This is a genomic window from Sphingobacterium sp. DR205 (assembly GCF_011064245.1).
Lineage (GTDB): Bacteria > Bacteroidota > Bacteroidia > Sphingobacteriales > Sphingobacteriaceae > Sphingobacterium > Sphingobacterium athyrii.
In genome coordinates this window covers 3544907-3559493 of the sequence record NZ_CP049333.1, presented here as the reverse complement: position 1 = coordinate 3559493, position 14587 = coordinate 3544907, and the positions used below count along the sequence as shown (strand labels likewise).

The following is a 14587-nucleotide window of genomic DNA, read 5'->3' as shown; positions in this document are numbered from 1 at the left end:
ACTTTTAGCTTTTTTACTAATTATTTTAGCTTTTGTTGATTTGATGTTGTATATTTGATCGAAAACCAATTAATAAATATTATGGCTAGATCAAAAAAACACTTGGGTAGATATGTAGATCCACGTACCGATTTCGGTTGGAAATTTTACTTTGGTAGAGAGGACAACAAAATCTTACTAATTGAGTTTCTCAATAGTCTATTTCATGGAGAGAAGATAATTTCGGATCTAAGATATAAACCTGTAGAACAAGATGGCGATTATGAGGAAATGCGTCGAGTTGTATTTGATTTACATTGTATCGGCAGCGATGGTGAGGTTTTCATCATTGAAATGCAGCAGCTCTTTCAAGAATTTTTTAAGGACCGCGCAGTGTATTATACCTCACGTCTCATCAATAAACAATTAGCACGAGGTAAGAAGGGGAGTGATTATTACCTGCCGGAGGTTTACTTTATCGGTATTTTGGAGTTTGACATGGACAGAAATGGAAGTTCTGAAATATCCCGTGTCACAGAGCGTCCTTATTTTTATGATGTGGCGCTCTGTGACAAATTGACCAAAGAAATATTCTATGATAAATTGGGGTATAAGATGATTTCGCTTCCCTTGTTTAATAAACAGCCAGAAGAATTAAAGACAGTTATGGATCAGTGGTTGTACTTACTTAAACACTTGAGTACCATGGATAGGTTGCCATCATTTTTGGATAAAAGAATATTTGGTCTTATCTTTGAGATAGGAGAGATAGGTAAATTAACGGAGGAGGAACTAATGTCATACGAAGCAAGTTTAAAACATAAGCGCGATGCTGAGAGTGTGTTCAATTCGGCCAAGAAATCCGGAGAAGCTTTAGGCCATGCTAAAGGTCTAGCGGAAGGTAAAGCGGAAGGTAAAGCGGAAGGTCTAGCGGAAGGTCTAGCAGAAGGGGAACGCAAAAAAGCTCTTGAGACTGCTAAAGCATTTAAGGAAATGGGATTACCTATAGCTGATATTGCTAAAGGCACAGGGCTTTCAGTCGAAGAGATCGAAAAACTCTAAGTTTCACTATTGTTGGACTGTCTCACTAAGTGTATAAATAAATTACGGAGTTCAGCTATGTTCCTTATAATTGGACTCTGTTTCCATATAAGGTTAAGAACTGATTTAGCATAATATATTGGTATTAAACTGATAATTCCCTGTGATGAGTACACACGATACAAGTATTATCAACCAATCAATGCTGGCCAGAATATGGAGATTACCTTCCTATTTCTTTGCGCCTGTAAGTATCCTGAATAAATAAGTCCGGCAACTTGCGATCCAAAAATAATCAAGTTAAAATCTAAACTCCCCGTAAAATACCTCAGCCAATCACCGTCTGTGAATGTTGCATATAATGTCAAAGCCATAAAACAGAGATGTACAAATAGGGGAGCGTTATCGCAGCGGAGGAAGTGCATTCTTCAGGTGTATTCTCTGTTGTATGTGGAGGTTTATTCCTATCCGTAAGAAGGCATCAATGGCTTAAGACCCCTGAATCACCAGGCATTACTTTCTGAAATTAGATTTAGAGGAAGAACGACTACGGATTGAATAATTGAATAGGGATTAAAAAACAGATGTTATGTAATATCTGTTTTTTTTCTTATGTACTGAAAAGGCGAATTTTGCTCGTATTTTTTTTGGTTATGGAAACTGCAATTTCGCTGTTTGCTTAGAATACCACAAATTTAATTATATTTATGATTGATTATCGATATAAAAAGATTCAAGTTAAAATGATATCAACAGAACAAAATAATAATGGATTTTTTCAACCATATTAAAACAGTGATAAGTATCATTTTGGGCTTAAGCATAGGAAGCCTTCTTAATGGTACAGTAAAATTTATTCAACATCCGGGGAGAACGAAGCCATATTGGATACACTTGTTATGGGTATTGTATTTATTTATTCAGATGATTCATTTTTGGTGGTGGGAGTACAATTTGAGGGACGTAAGAGTTTGGACCTTCACCGAATATATTTTAGTGATTACCTATATATTGATGTACTTTACACTTTGTCAGTTGTTGTATCCATCAGATGTCAGAGACTATTCAGAAAGTTATAAAAATTATTTTTTTTCAAGGAAGAAGTGGATTTTTCTTGGATTAATTATAATTTATGCGGCAGATATTTTAGATACTCTACTAAAAGACAAGTTTATCTTGAAAATTTGATGCCTATATATGGTGTAAAAATGATAAGCCATATTTCATTATGTTTAATACTCGCTTTTTCAAAAAGTAAAAACTCAATCTGGTATGCTCTAATGATTATATTTTTTATTGTTTTCGAACTATATTTCATTTCGAGCAAATATTATATTGACTAGATCGTTAATATCTTGCTATTTAGCAATGTTTTTCAAGATTGCAACTATGAACCGCTAGCGTATTCGGGCAGAATCATTTTCCAGAAATTTTAAGCTAACTCCCGTCGGATAATAAGGGAACCAGTGCGTATTATAATGCTTTAGAAAACCTTTTAAGATTTGATCCAGAAGACTATTTGAAACCCTTTATACTATTCTATTCTTTTGATAATCTTACTATTTCATCGTGCAGTTCCTGATCCCAGATAAATTCCATATTAAATTTGCCTTGTGCATTTAGATTAAAAATGGCTTTATTCCATTTATTACTATCTCCTTCTGTCGTAATATCGTGTAATTCTCTGATCCAATTTCGAATATCTCTAGAAATATTTCTTACAGATATGTTTTTTACCTCGTTATTATCCGTTATATATTCTCCATTGTAGCTTACCACACCTGTTCCTACAACTTCGATATTTAATTTTGCCTCACTCCAACTTTCACCCTCTATAGCATTTACTATGCTTTGTCCAATGTTTATATAAATCTCATCTACTGTCATAATATTTTAAATTTATTATTAGGGAAAGTTTTTATATATTCTTTACCATCTATTTTATAAAAAACTTCAATTTCAGAGGGTCTTTTACTTACGCCCTCATCACCCTCATCACCCTCATCAAATCCTTTTGTTCCATCTTTTAAAGTTACGGATTTTGCTTGTTGATATTCATTTCTGCCAATTTTTCCTAGTTCCCGTAACCAACCTTTCTTTCAAACCCATACTTTAGAATTAGGCCTGGGTATTCACCTTGCCCAATTGAAAAGTAGCATGCCATGATAGTAACCACGACCAATTCCAGTTTTCCAATAGCTGCCAATGTTGTCATCGGCACCAATATCTTTAGCGATATAGGAGCGAGCTATGTAGATTTCCTTGGCGGTCGCTCTACTGGCTGTCCTCCCTCAATCTTTAATAATGGCATCTATCTTAAAGGTTTTCTGTCCTCTGTCTAGCATAACGGAATTAATTCTATTTGCGAAAAAGTCCTTAATTAATTCCCAGTCACTTATATTCATGCTACCATTCCCGTTTTTGTCTAGGTGGTCAATAATATTTAAAGTACCAATAACTTCAAAATTGTCTCGAAACTTCATAAAGTCTTTTCGGACAATTAAAAATCCGTAAGAACCTAAAAAGTACGGTTCAGTCTCAGGATGAATTGACCACATCTTGTTAAGTTCATTGTCAGAATATTTGAAGTAGTCACACTTTCTATTTCCTATTCCAAAGAATTCGATATTATTAATGTTTGAAGTCGTAGGCTTGTCGAAACTGTCGTAGGTCAATGCCGAGAAAATAAAATATTGTGGGCTTCTCTCCTTGGAAGTACTCGTACAAAGCAACATTTTAAATCTATTGTCAGCGGCTTTGAATGTTAACAAGTCTCCTTGATTAATATCTGTTATTTTTGCCATAGAATGGTTTGTCTCTGCATTGCAGGTAACAACTGTTTTTGTGAAACTAATATATAAAAAGTTACTAGATTTTGCCAAGCCGATGTTATCTGCTGGCAATTTTTAGGTTATCTTCATAAGTTTTGTCGGCATCAAGACCAAAAGCTTTAAAGATGTCTTTTTTGATTTCGTTATTTGCCGGATTTCTCAAATCTAATTTTCTGTCATATCTTTCGTCCTCACATTCCCAATACGGCAAGTTAGATTTTGTTTCAATACATTTTTGGAGTGTATCAGTACTTAATGCATATCCTGTACTTTCTTTTCGGTATGGATTTTCCTCATATCCCAAATAAAGAGTTTTATCATCATAACGTAGATATTTATTAAACTTCGAAATATCAATTTCTTTGTAAATAAATCCGTATTGAAGATAAACTTTATGATAATTGTCACTGTTTATGCTTCGGCTGTAGGATATAAGCATATCATATTCATCATTTTCAAGTGGTTTATGACCAATAATAGGATTTTCGCCATAGAAAAAATGATTGTCCATAATTACCTGCGACGGTAGTGCGATTGTTTCAGAAAGTTCTTTCAAATCTACATTCAAGTCGTTGCTTATTTTGTGATAAACTTTTACAATGAGCGATTTTCCCATCAAATTGGTTAATCCATAGTGTTCATCTCTTTGGAAATTATTTGCCTTGATTGTTTTTTGAACATCAATTAAAATTCTTCCAAATCCCCATTGTCTTCTGCCAATTTTAAATGCAAAAAAATCACCTTCCTTATACTTATAGTGTTTTCTTTCAGCATTTTTGAAGGTATCTATTTCTTGCAAATCTTTTTCTGAAGTTTCAGCAATCCACTTATTTAACCAAGTTTTTAGGAAACCCAAATCCTTGTCTTTAAAACGTTCTGCATAATATGTGATTTGAGTTGTAAAGCTTGAAATGGTTAGGTAACTATCAGAAAACGCAAAATAGACATCAGCTCCTCTAAAAGCTTGTGTGGCGGTAAAATTTAGTTTTTTAGGTTTTCCTTTCTCTGTTTTTGGTAGCAGGATAGTTCTGTTTTCTGCTGTTTTTTCATAAAGATCACGTTCAAAGTAAGACTGTTCTGAAACGGTAATTTCTTTGCGAATGATATCACCATCAAAGTAAACATGGTTGTCAAAAAGTTTCACAAGTTCCCAATTGTTTTCAACTGGCGTAATGCCTAAATATTTTCTTTGTTCGTTCGTTAATTCAAATTGTGGTTTTTCCATTTTTGTGTTTATATCTGTAAGGACGAGAGGTTTGATTTGCTTGCAGATGACGGTTTCGAGCTTTGCGTTAGTGGGCTTTTGAAATCGTAAACTCTCTACCAGCACCAGCTTTTACTAATGGCTCAAATGTTTTTATTTGAACTGTTCGCCCACTAATGTACAAAAATGTCTCATCCAAATCCAATACCAAAAGAGTTTTCTCCATACTATTTTTTACAGTTTCATTTGCTGGATTCTGCTTTAATATCCAAATTCTTTAAAGTTGGCCCGGCCCATTTCTATCCAACCATCCCAATATGACCGACCAGTAGACCCAGCACCGTCTGGATCGATTGCATAAAAATCAGCGATTACTTCAAAATGTTTTCTTGTATTAGTTTCGTTTAGGAAATGAGTTAAGCATGCCAACATCTTGTTGAATGACGAAAAGATAATTTCGCTCAATCCCTCAAGCTCGCCATCATATTCGTGGTCATACACTCTGATCGGATAATCATTTTTTTCGACGGAGCCTCTCGTATCAAATACCAGTGGTCCAGTATCATTGCCTTCACTCGCAAAAGGAATCAGGCCAAGGGGGATAAGTTGTTCAGCGATGTACGAGTCAAGATTGGATATTATTTCCGCTAGCGGTTGGGCAGGCAAGGAGTGAGGAAGTCTGGCTATTGAACAGTCACACTCAGCAAAGAAATAACGCTTATGCCATTCAATAAAGCTAACAGGCAACGAAGCACCAAATTCTGATTCGAGCTTTTTATAATCATCATCAGTCAATGATCCGGGGATAGGTTTCCATTCATACCAGCCATCTTCGTTTACCTCGGATGCCATCATTTCTTTTGGAACATCTTCTGTGTAAACGGAACTTACATCTCTGGTCAAATACGCATTAAAAAATTGTTCGATCTTGTCGGTCATGTGCAGTCAGTTTTATCGTTTTAAAAGTATCACTTTGCATCTAAATATATAAAAAATACTTTTTGGATTGGTGGAAAAATTTAGCTCGAACCATCTAAGAGCTCAAAAGTAATCTCTCCAGCATGATGCTTTCTTAATTGGTCAATTAATGGGATACAAGACTCATCATAAGCGATATGTGTTAGGTTTTTAAAAGTTAATATTTCAATTAAAAGATTTGGAAATATCAATAATATGAGCATTTTTAAGAATCAGTGTTTTTAGGTTTTGTATTCTAAGGTTGGTCAAACCACTTAAATCAAAATGATCCAAGTACAAAAAGCTCAGATTCTCGAGATCATTTATCCACAATGGAATCTCATAAGGACGATTTTCTTTTACTCTTATGCTACTATAATCACCTGTTAAAAACAGCTTTTCAAGCTGGTAGAGGTTTTTTACGTGTTCATTTGGCAAGGTATTTTTGTCAAACCTAGCAGTTGTATATAAGGCAAAGGGAATACTACAAATTCCTAATAAGACCGTGTCCCCTTGGAAAAATAGTACTGATCCATTTTTCTCGTCACCCCAGTTTACACGAAGAAAACCGCTTCCTTTTATGATACTCCTTCCTTCATTGTTATCCTTTTCCATGATGATTAAATATGGGATCTTACAATCGCCAGGTCACAGTTTAATTTCTCCTGCAACTCAACTATAAATTCAGGTCTCAATTCAGGCCAGTTCCAAAATGTAAATCCAAGATTGCTGAACCCCCACTGTGGTTCAAAAACATATTGCTGGATATCACTTTCGGTGGTGCATCGGACACAACAAATTATCGGTAAAACCCTGGTACCAGGAATCCAGATCCCATTCATTGTGTACAATATTTTCCGTACAACTGGGGCATATGATACGATCGATGCCATTTTGGCCGGTATCAAATACAGTGCGCTCACTTGTTATTTCCAGACCATTTATATCAAGTTGGTATGGAAGGAACTGAGGTTCCGACACAATGTATTGAGCACCATCAGAAATTGCATATCCAAGGTTACCGAGTATGCAATCCGATAATTCAGCTTTGACGATATCTTTCGAGACTAAGCACTTTAAAATATCATTTACAACAACTTCATCAAAAGCGTACCTGGACACTTTAGGCACAAGCGAAATAGTATAGTCACTCATAGACTAAAAATAAAGAATAATTGGAACAATGTTCTAAGGGTTTTATACAAATTTTTCTCCAAATAGCTGGATTAGTTCGGAAACAAAGCATTCGGAACCTACGAATTTGCCTTTTGATAATGTTTGTAATGCCTATTCTTACTTAAGTGTCCATTTTATTGTTGCAATTCCAGGCATTGGGTGGTATCTCAAGATTTACATTTCAGATGGATAATCCAGGACTGAGCAAGGACGATATATTCAGAGCTATTGAATTAATCGGAACAAAAGTAATTCCTTTTGTAAATCAATCCCGATTATTTTTTGACTGCCCGGGACCTGATTCTGCTCAGCGTTTCTTTTGTAATGCCTAGATAAGATGCAATCAGCTGCTGTGTAAATCGCTGTGTAAATTCAGGATAGCTATCAATAAGCATATTATAGCGTTCTTCTGCCGTCATACTTAGGGCAGCATTGATTCTTTTTTGGCTTGCATAGGAATAATTTTCGTCCAACCGCCGTGTAAGTTCATTCATGATTGGAAGGGAAAATACCTCCTCTGCGGCGTTCTTGGTCAAGATAAGCAAATCAGTATCTACACAAGCTTCTATATTGAAGGCGGAGGGTGTGATTTTTGCAAAACTTTCACGATCACCTACCCACCAGCCTTCAATATAAAGGCTCATGATGTGCTCGGTGCCTTTAGCGTCTATACTGTATTTTTTCATAGCACCTTTAACAAGAAATCCCATGTAATTACTTATTTCACCTTCCTGCAAAAATGCCTGACGTTTTTTGATTTTACGGTGGACAAAATTATTTTTTAGGATCTCAATTTCATCTAAGGCTAGGGGTCTGGAGACCCGCGAATTGATATAGTTGATTAAAGTATCGTGCATTAGTCATTGTTTTACCTGACACAAAAGTAAATATACCTTCTTTTATTTTTTTATGAAATTTTATTTGTGTGGAGTCTTCGGCTTTGATTGACTTTTCGAAAATTGTTTATATTCGTTAATGTTTATTTATCAATTAGATATAATAAAATAATTAAAAAGTGGAACAAATTAAAAATAAACCTATGTGGCAATATTATATAATCCTGGGAATAGGTATAGTGTTCCTTTTACTGGCAATATTTAGCTTCCGCAATACAATGGTATTTCTAAAAAATGGAGAAAAAACTATTGCAACTGTTATTGACCTTCACAGGTACGAATCAGAAGGCGAAGTATTTGCGCCGATCTTCACTTTTCGTACTAAAGATGATCAGTTAATTACTTACGAATTAGCCGAAGGAAACGATCCGCCAACCTGGGAAATAGGGGAGACAACAATTGTCATCTATGATCCTGCCGATCCGTCGAAAGTAGTTTTGTATAGTTACTTCAGAGTATTTATATGGACATTGCTTCTGCTATCAATAGCACTTCCATTATTAGTTATTGGGGGCGGGTATTTTATCGCAGCAAGATTTATTCTTTAATACCCAAACTATTCCGATAGCTTTATTTAAGGAAAGTAAACCACTTTCCGTTTAAGCTCTGAAAAATTATAAACTTTTTTCCTATGCCATTTGAAATAATACCATACTAATCGCTTAATAAAGCTTCAACATATTTTGCAAGTGTTTTAAACCTGACGGCGAACCATCCAGCCATATGAGCGTACATAATAAGAATTTGGTAATTTTAATGGTACCAAAAGGGACTTCCTTTAAAAATTAGTAATTCATCACCGAATTCTTTATTTTTAATATTCCAGTTTTTTGGTAAAAGGTCACAAAAATAGAATTATGCATGGATATAAATTTAATCAAAGAGAAATTACGCTTTCTACAGGATAACCCGAATAAATTAAATAAAATTACACCAAAAGAGTTTTTTCTTAATCCTCCTATTCCTGAATCCGAGGTTTTTTATATTGAACGCAATCTAAGGATTAGGTTCCCCGAAAATTATAGAGACTTCATTACCAAAATAGGGAATGGTTGCAGTGGGCCAAATTATGGGCTTTTGTCCTTAGAGGAATCAATGATAGACTTTAAACTTAAAACAAAACCTACTATTGATCTAAACATAACATAGCCAATCAATACGCCGGAAAGAATAACATAAATGCATTGAGCTTGGAAACCGTAGTTGAGATTTAATAAAAAAGGTATTTTCTCAATAAGATCACCGATTAAAATTTCATAGCATATATAATAAGCTTCTAAGATAATCCACACGATTGTAATTCCGATATTTTTATTAAACTGATAATTTCCCGTGATGAGTACACACGATATAAGTATTATCAACCCAATCAATGCTGGCCATAATATGGAGATTACCTTTCTATTTCTTTGCGCCTGTAAGTATCCTGCATAAATAAGTCCTGCAACTTGCAATCTAAAAATAATCAAGTTAAAATCTAAACTCCCCGTAAAATACCTCAGCCAATCACCGTCTGTTAATAATGCATAAAATGTCAAAACTACAAAACAGAGATGCACAAATAGGGGAGCGTTAATTCTCTTCATTATCTATATTACGTTTGTAGAATCTCAATGTTTTTATCGCTTTAAGAAGATCCTCTTCTGTTTGCGCTTTTAGGTTTGATCCGTAAAGATTAAATCGGACCTTTGAAGAGTCTCCCCATAGGTTGCTGATGTATATCCCAGTCGTACCTTTCCCGGATATCCTAGGAAATACGATTTTGGCTCTTCTGCTATCAATGGTATCCCAGGATACATTTTGTTTTCTGTACAGATCGGCATCGAGATCAAAATCCAGTATCGGCATATCTTTTACAATAATATAGTCCGAAGAGTCTGTTGCGCTTTCCTCCATCATTTGTCTGGTGATAACTTCTATGTTATGCTCTGTCAAACTATTTGAATACATACCCAGATCAAAGTAAAGCGTATCCGTGTTGTCTACAGCAATAGCGCCTACATAACTGTCCATTCCGTTTTGTTTGACCTGCTGCCATTTATAAGGAACTTCAAGCGTAAATAGACCAAAATCCATTGTCTTTGTGCGCGATGGATCTTTGCACCCAACAACGAGGATAGTAAGGGCAGAAATGTGGTATAGTTTTATGATCTGTTTCATGCTATGGCTTATGCGTTGAATTTACAAAATTAGGCTGGACTATCAATCTATAGCTAATATTTATTATTAAATCGCAAACGGGTGGAGTAGAAGTGCCAAATTAATTAATTAGCTTAGTGCCCTATGATTTTCTTTTTAGATATAGACGGTGTTATGGTACATGCCAATCCATATAGGCATGTAGAGCAGGCAGCCGATGGCTTCTATGTATTCAGTCGTGCCGCTGTAGAGACATTTAATACTATATTCATTGCAAAAGAAGATCAGGTGATTCTCTCCACCTCACATCGTTTTAGATATAGCATAGTAGAATGGAAAAAGATATTTCTTGATAGGGATATTCGAATAGATTCGCTTAGTTTGTTGGATAATGTTAAACAACACTTAAATCATCGCTTTACTCGGAAAGATCAGGTATTGGGTCAGATTATGCGTCAAGGTCTGCAAACTGAAGAAATAATCATTATAGACGATGACAAATCATTAAATGATTTACCGCAAGCATTAAAGTCAAGGTTAGTATTGACATCTTCTTATATCGGATTGACTGAAAAGGATCTTCCCAAATTGAAGACCATACTCAATAGGTAATTTCCCATTAATAGTTGTCGCATTCATTATATAGTCAATCAGATAAAAACTGGAAGGTAGGATAATCTTTCAATTTGATAAAATCAAATCTGTAGTAACAATTCCAATAGCTTACTATTCTACTTCGAATTGCCCTTTCGTATGATATGTTTTCAGTAAAGAAGTCATTTATCCAAAGTTTTTGCTGTGAGGTGATCTGTGCGATAATGGTCAAATGGATTTCCATAACATATTCTCCCAATAGCTGAACAAAGTATGGTACGCTTTCTAAAGGAAAGAGTCTCATTAATCTTGCTATAGCTACCTCACGAATATGTCCATCATGATGACGGGTCATGAGACTTAGTTTCTCAAAATCCTTCATTGTTTCAACGTCGTTTTTCGTTGCGGATTTATATATCCGATATGGAAATTGATTAACTTTTCCCTGCCATAGGACTTCGATTTGTTCCATTCTCATTGTTGTTTTTTATTCATATCTCTATAATAAGATTATTATTAAATCCGTTATAAGCTTCATTAATATAACCATGCGGGTTGCAAATGATTTCGGTGTCACCTATTGTATAGCGTGCCGGATCATGTATATGACCATGAATCCAATAGGAGGGTTTATGCTTTATTATAAAGTCTTCCATCTCTGAAGCGTATGCGGAGCTGATGGGATCGTCTAAATATCTCTTAGGAAGGGATCTTTTACTTGGCGCATGGTGTGTTACTACGATATCATGTTTCGCTTGGCTGGTGCTAAGACTTTTCTCGAGCCATTGTCTGGAAGTTTGATGGATCTTAAACGTATCAATACTTCTCAACTTAGCATAATTGTCACCTAATCTGATCTTCTTATAATCATTCATTCGGTTTTGGCATAGGGATCCATATACTGCAGGATTGCCGTTTAAGGAAAAATCAGTCCAGAGTGTGCAGCCATGGAAACAAACGTGGTCTATCTCCAAAGATTCATTTTCCAGCACATGGATATTTGAATTGCTCGCAGCGTCCTTGATCTTAAATAGTGTTTTCGGATAGGCTCCTTTATAATACTCATGATTGCCCAGCACATAGATGATCGGTATATCCAAAGAAAGTGATTTGAGCCAATGAATTCCTTTTACACCTAAGTCAATATCGCCAGCCAATACAAGAACATCAGCTACACGCAGGTTGAAATCGTTGTATCCAAATTCTCTATGGAGATCGCTAACAATATGGATTTTCATTTTAGATTAAGTTAGTCAATTCAATGCCAGTCGTAATAACAGAAGCGACATTGTTTTGCGGTGGGTGTCCTTGCCAACTTTCCACAATTAGGACAGTAATTAAAAAATATTTCCGAAATATGATCCCGTATAATACGTCTAGCTGTATTTTCATTAAATTTTTCTAGACCATTATCTAATAAACTTAATGCACTTTTATCTTTGGTCAGCCAGCCAGCTTTAAAGTAGACTCTTTTTATTTTATCAATATCTTCATTTTGATCTATTTTTAAAAGTGAATGTGCATGTTTATAAGCAAGCTTTTCTTTTGGGGACATCAAATGAAGGTAATGGTTTATGATGTAATCTTGTTTATCTTTTTCCATAACTATAATGGCTAAGTTTTCTTTTTCCAACTTAAAAAAAATACAATTGACAGCTGTTACTAGGGCAGTGAACAACCAAATGATTAATGAGTAAAATAGCACACCTAATGATGCTCCACCTTGAAAATTAACGGGGTCTATATATAGAAAAATATTAAGTGTAAGGCTAATGGACACAATACATATCAGTCGAACTTTTTCACCTCTGCCACCAATTACAAGCCTATAGATGATATAGCAAAATAGCAGTATGTACAGCGCGTATACCATTGTGAATTCATGATCTATGGGAAACATAATGGATATTATATACTGTTTTGAAACATGTTCTAATATTGCCTACATATTCTAGTTCATAAGTCTTCATTCTTTTGAATCAGCTCAGCGATATAACGATTATAAGCGTCTCCCATGGGCAGCTCCATGTCCACGGTCAATTGTCTACGGACCACCTCAACTGTTTCATTCGAAAGTGGATTGACACCTGTTGATTTTACATTTTCCCAGTATATCCCGATCCCTCTTTTTTGCCAGTTAGGCAGGTCGTTGAAATTTATACCAAAGGTATGCAGCAATTCATTCTTCATCGAAACATTGAGACCTTCAATTTGTTTGGTAGCTTCATTTTTATTAAGCCCATCTCGCCTTAGATTCCAGTAGCAATGTGCATTTAATGCATTCCGATGAGCATCTTCATTCCGCCATCTGAAATAATCCTCCACAAGCAGCGCATTTGGCAATTCGGAGATTCTACAATCGAAAGCAGCGACATCACCCAGCATAGATGAGAATTTGGCACTTGCTTCACCTGCCAAGATAGAAATCAATTTTCTGGTTTTTCGCCCGAATGTATTCTCATGCAAGTGGAATAGCAAAGAGATTTCATCACTTTCTGTAAACCCATATATCATATTAAACCCGCAGCACATGAGGTGCTTGGCGGTTTCGACCATCATATCCCTAAACTTCTCATCAAATGGTGCCTGGAAAGCATGTTTTTCTTTTGTCAGTTTCGTGAAATTCCGACCGTCTATCCGTGCTACGATATACATCCCAGGTAGGACCTGCCTGTCCTGATAAGTCTCATAAATACTAGTTTCTTATCTAAATCATCAAACTTCATTTTGCCAGTCTTTAATTATAAATCCTTCTTCATTTAATGACACATAATATAATTCGTGAAAACCTTCCTCGAGAGCAGGTATCTGTAACTTCTTATGCGTTCCCCGGATGCCGATATCAGGAATTCTTTCTTTATTTATCCTCATGCTATTTCTTTCCAGCGAGGACTCCAGGCTAGAGCTAAAATAGTAGCCGATAACTTTGTATTTATAAGCTTTAGCTATTTCAATATACTTTGTCCGTTCTACCTTTGTTGGATTTGTATTATCTACTACAAAGGCTTGCTGGGTTTCCAGACACGTTTTGATGAACCTATTTTCCTTATTGCGTGTATTCAGAAGATCCATCGAAATCCGCACATGGCTATTAAAGTGATTTTCTTTGTAGAAAGAGCTCTTTCCGCTAGCCTGGATCCCACAATAAATGATCATTTCCATCTCATAAAAAATAAATCTCTCCCATAGTGAAGCATTAAATAATAGTCTTTTTTAAAGGCCATCTCTTAACTTTGTATGGGATTTGACTAACTACTTGCTGAATTTACAAAAGAGGTTTTAAATAGACAAAATATATAACTCCGTAGCTATAATTTCCATGACTATTTTGTATCTTGATACAAAATGATTAGTCTAATTATAAGGAAAGTATTGAATGATTATGTCGCTTTCATAGATGACTTCAGAAATCAGTTCTCTCCAAATATGGATGAATTTGAACAAAGGAGCAACCGGAATCGTTCGGGACATATTGGTGGATTCAATTACCAGTTTCATGGTGCGGGCTGCCGTTTAGAGAAAGACGCTATTGTATGTGAATTTGATTTTATGCCTACCAATGAATACCCCATTAAGTTTTCGACATGGGAAATGAGGGAATTTATTTTGACCAGTAAAGCATATGGAATAGATAAATTAGAGGAATCGGAATTGCATGAGCTGCTACATCCGTTGGTTGAAGATGGGACTCTTGTCAAATTGGTATTGGGTGGTGTAGTTTGGGAGATATACCAGGTTTAAAGCAAATTCATATGTTTACTTATATTTAA

General features: G+C 35.4%; 20 protein-coding genes. 4 read left to right on the top strand and 16 right to left on the bottom strand.

Annotated elements, in window-relative coordinates; all coding sequences use genetic code 11:
• Positions 1 to 81 precede the first annotated feature (81 nt).
• On the top strand, positions 82 to 1041 hold the full coding sequence (locus G6053_RS15255; protein WP_165307004.1) for an Rpn family recombination-promoting nuclease/putative transposase: 960 nt from the start codon (positions 82 to 84) through the stop codon (positions 1039 to 1041).
• 170 nt (positions 1042 to 1211) lie between these two features.
• On the opposite strand, the gene G6053_RS15250 is transcribed toward G6053_RS15255, so the two are convergent.
• The 9 genes from G6053_RS15250 to G6053_RS15215 all read right to left on the bottom strand — a co-directional run bounded on the left by G6053_RS15250 (position 1212) and on the right by G6053_RS15215 (position 8045).
• Positions 1212 to 1394, bottom strand: a complete 183-nt coding sequence (locus G6053_RS15250) for a hypothetical protein (protein WP_108634000.1) — start codon at positions 1392 to 1394, stop codon at positions 1212 to 1214.
• 1165 nt (positions 1395 to 2559) lie between these two features.
• Positions 2560 to 2907, bottom strand: coding sequence for a DUF600 family protein (locus G6053_RS15245; protein WP_108634002.1), 348 nt, complete (start codon positions 2905 to 2907; stop codon positions 2560 to 2562).
• 404 nt (positions 2908 to 3311) lie between these two features.
• The gene (locus G6053_RS15240) at positions 3312 to 3923 is read right to left on the bottom strand and encodes a hypothetical protein (protein WP_165307003.1); all 612 of its coding nucleotides are present in this window, start codon (positions 3921 to 3923) and stop codon (positions 3312 to 3314) included.
• Entirely contained in the window at positions 3910 to 5076 is a 1167-nt protein-coding gene (locus tag G6053_RS15235; protein WP_165307002.1) for an immunity 26/phosphotriesterase HocA family protein, read from the bottom strand. The genes G6053_RS15240 and G6053_RS15235 overlap by 14 nt, the downstream gene beginning before the upstream one ends.
• Positions 5077 to 5143: 67 nt before the next feature.
• Complete coding sequence (locus tag G6053_RS30610; protein WP_206531953.1) at positions 5144 to 5281, bottom strand: hypothetical protein; 138 nt, start codon at positions 5279 to 5281, stop codon at positions 5144 to 5146.
• A 35-nt stretch (positions 5282 to 5316) separates the two neighbouring features.
• Positions 5317 to 5994, bottom strand: a complete 678-nt coding sequence (locus G6053_RS15230; RefSeq protein ID WP_165307001.1) for an SMI1/KNR4 family protein — start codon at positions 5992 to 5994, stop codon at positions 5317 to 5319.
• A 204-nt stretch (positions 5995 to 6198) separates the two neighbouring features.
• On the bottom strand, positions 6199 to 6627 hold the full coding sequence (locus G6053_RS15225; RefSeq protein WP_165307000.1) for a hypothetical protein: 429 nt from the start codon (positions 6625 to 6627) through the stop codon (positions 6199 to 6201).
• A gap of 153 nt (positions 6628 to 6780) precedes the next feature.
• Positions 6781 to 7167 carry a hypothetical protein gene (locus G6053_RS15220; protein ID WP_165306999.1) on the bottom strand — a complete coding sequence of 129 codons (387 nt, stop codon included), beginning with the start codon at positions 7165 to 7167 and terminating at the stop codon, positions 6781 to 6783.
• Positions 7168 to 7463: 296 nt separating this feature from the next.
• Positions 7464 to 8045: a Crp/Fnr family transcriptional regulator gene (locus tag G6053_RS15215; protein ID WP_108634007.1), complete on the bottom strand. Its 582-nt coding sequence runs from the start codon at positions 8043 to 8045 to the stop codon at positions 7464 to 7466.
• A 158-nt stretch (positions 8046 to 8203) separates the two neighbouring features.
• Here G6053_RS15215 and G6053_RS15210 point away from each other — a divergent pair, with 158 nt between their 5' ends.
• Positions 8204 to 8632, top strand: coding sequence for a DUF3592 domain-containing protein (locus tag G6053_RS15210; RefSeq protein ID WP_108634008.1), 429 nt, complete (start codon positions 8204 to 8206; stop codon positions 8630 to 8632).
• 519 nt (positions 8633 to 9151) lie between these two features.
• Here G6053_RS15210 and G6053_RS15205 read toward each other — a convergent pair.
• A complete protein-coding gene (locus G6053_RS15205; RefSeq protein ID WP_165306998.1) occupies positions 9152 to 9670 on the bottom strand; it encodes a hypothetical protein in 519 nt (172 codons plus the stop codon).
• Entirely contained in the window at positions 9657 to 10244 is a 588-nt protein-coding gene (locus G6053_RS15200) for a hypothetical protein (protein ID WP_165306997.1), read from the bottom strand. The genes G6053_RS15205 and G6053_RS15200 overlap by 14 nt, the downstream gene beginning before the upstream one ends.
• 123 nt (positions 10245 to 10367) lie before the next feature.
• On the opposite strand from G6053_RS15200, the gene G6053_RS15195 reads away from it, so the two are divergent.
• Positions 10368 to 10835: an HAD domain-containing protein gene (locus G6053_RS15195; protein WP_165306996.1), complete on the top strand. Its 468-nt coding sequence runs from the start codon at positions 10368 to 10370 to the stop codon at positions 10833 to 10835.
• Positions 10836 to 10869: 34 nt separating this feature from the next.
• On the opposite strand, the gene G6053_RS15190 is transcribed toward G6053_RS15195, so the two are convergent.
• The 5 genes from G6053_RS15190 to G6053_RS15170 form a co-directional block, all read right to left on the bottom strand.
• Positions 10870 to 11295: a hypothetical protein gene (locus G6053_RS15190; RefSeq protein ID WP_108634012.1), complete on the bottom strand. Its 426-nt coding sequence runs from the start codon at positions 11293 to 11295 to the stop codon at positions 10870 to 10872.
• Between the two features lie 13 nt (positions 11296 to 11308).
• Complete coding sequence (locus G6053_RS15185) at positions 11309 to 12055, bottom strand: metallophosphoesterase (RefSeq protein WP_165306994.1); 747 nt, start codon at positions 12053 to 12055, stop codon at positions 11309 to 11311.
• 20 nt (positions 12056 to 12075) lie between these two features.
• The gene (locus G6053_RS15180; RefSeq protein ID WP_241255005.1) at positions 12076 to 12450 is read right to left on the bottom strand and encodes a hypothetical protein; all 375 of its coding nucleotides are present in this window, start codon (positions 12448 to 12450) and stop codon (positions 12076 to 12078) included.
• A gap of 323 nt (positions 12451 to 12773) precedes the next feature.
• Positions 12774 to 13472, bottom strand: coding sequence for a tRNA(His) guanylyltransferase Thg1 family protein (locus G6053_RS15175; protein ID WP_206531951.1), 699 nt, complete (start codon positions 13470 to 13472; stop codon positions 12774 to 12776).
• Positions 13473 to 13532: 60 nt separating this feature from the next.
• A complete protein-coding gene (locus G6053_RS15170) occupies positions 13533 to 13979 on the bottom strand; it encodes an AAA family ATPase (protein ID WP_165306992.1) in 447 nt (148 codons plus the stop codon).
• A 183-nt stretch (positions 13980 to 14162) separates the two neighbouring features.
• Between G6053_RS15170 and G6053_RS15165 the strand changes: the two genes are divergently transcribed.
• Positions 14163 to 14558 carry a hypothetical protein gene (locus G6053_RS15165; RefSeq protein ID WP_108634018.1) on the top strand — a complete coding sequence of 132 codons (396 nt, stop codon included), beginning with the start codon at positions 14163 to 14165 and terminating at the stop codon, positions 14556 to 14558.
• Positions 14559 to 14587 lie beyond the last annotated feature (29 nt).

What these genes read in the sequence shown, in the direction of transcription:
- G6053_RS15255 (WP_165307004.1), top strand. Translation starts at nt 82, where the DNA reads ATGGCTAGATCAAAAAAACACTTGGGTAGATATGTAGATCCACGTACC.
- G6053_RS15220 (WP_165306999.1), bottom strand. Translation starts at nt 7,167, where the DNA reads ATGAGTGACTATACTATTTCGCTTGTGCCTAAAGTGTCCAGGTACGCT.
- G6053_RS15235 (WP_165307002.1), bottom strand. Translation starts at nt 5,076, where the DNA reads ATGGAAAAACCACAATTTGAATTAACGAACGAACAAAGAAAATATTTA.
- G6053_RS15230 (WP_165307001.1), bottom strand. Translation starts at nt 5,994, where the DNA reads ATGACCGACAAGATCGAACAATTTTTTAATGCGTATTTGACCAGAGAT.
- G6053_RS15205 (WP_165306998.1), bottom strand. Translation starts at nt 9,670, where the DNA reads ATGAAGAGAATTAACGCTCCCCTATTTGTGCATCTCTGTTTTGTAGTT.
- G6053_RS15200 (WP_165306997.1), bottom strand. Translation starts at nt 10,244, where the DNA reads ATGAAACAGATCATAAAACTATACCACATTTCTGCCCTTACTATCCTC.
- G6053_RS15175 (WP_206531951.1), bottom strand. Translation starts at nt 13,472, where the DNA reads ATGTATATCGTAGCACGGATAGACGGTCGGAATTTCACGAAACTGACA.
- G6053_RS15245 (WP_108634002.1), bottom strand. Translation starts at nt 2,907, where the DNA reads ATGACAGTAGATGAGATTTATATAAACATTGGACAAAGCATAGTAAAT.
- G6053_RS15185 (WP_165306994.1), bottom strand. Translation starts at nt 12,055, where the DNA reads ATGAAAATCCATATTGTTAGCGATCTCCATAGAGAATTTGGATACAAC.
- G6053_RS30610 (WP_206531953.1), bottom strand. Translation starts at nt 5,281, where the DNA reads ATGGAGAAAACTCTTTTGGTATTGGATTTGGATGAGACATTTTTGTAC.
- G6053_RS15195 (WP_165306996.1), top strand. Translation starts at nt 10,368, where the DNA reads ATGATTTTCTTTTTAGATATAGACGGTGTTATGGTACATGCCAATCCA.
- G6053_RS15225 (WP_165307000.1), bottom strand. Translation starts at nt 6,627, where the DNA reads ATGGAAAAGGATAACAATGAAGGAAGGAGTATCATAAAAGGAAGCGGT.
- G6053_RS15215 (WP_108634007.1), bottom strand. Translation starts at nt 8,045, where the DNA reads ATGCACGATACTTTAATCAACTATATCAATTCGCGGGTCTCCAGACCC.
- G6053_RS15165 (WP_108634018.1), top strand. Translation starts at nt 14,163, where the DNA reads ATGATTAGTCTAATTATAAGGAAAGTATTGAATGATTATGTCGCTTTC.
- G6053_RS15190 (WP_108634012.1), bottom strand. Translation starts at nt 11,295, where the DNA reads ATGAGAATGGAACAAATCGAAGTCCTATGGCAGGGAAAAGTTAATCAA.
- G6053_RS15250 (WP_108634000.1), bottom strand. Translation starts at nt 1,394, where the DNA reads ATGGCTTTGACATTATATGCAACATTCACAGACGGTGATTGGCTGAGG.
- G6053_RS15170 (WP_165306992.1), bottom strand. Translation starts at nt 13,979, where the DNA reads ATGGAAATGATCATTTATTGTGGGATCCAGGCTAGCGGAAAGAGCTCT.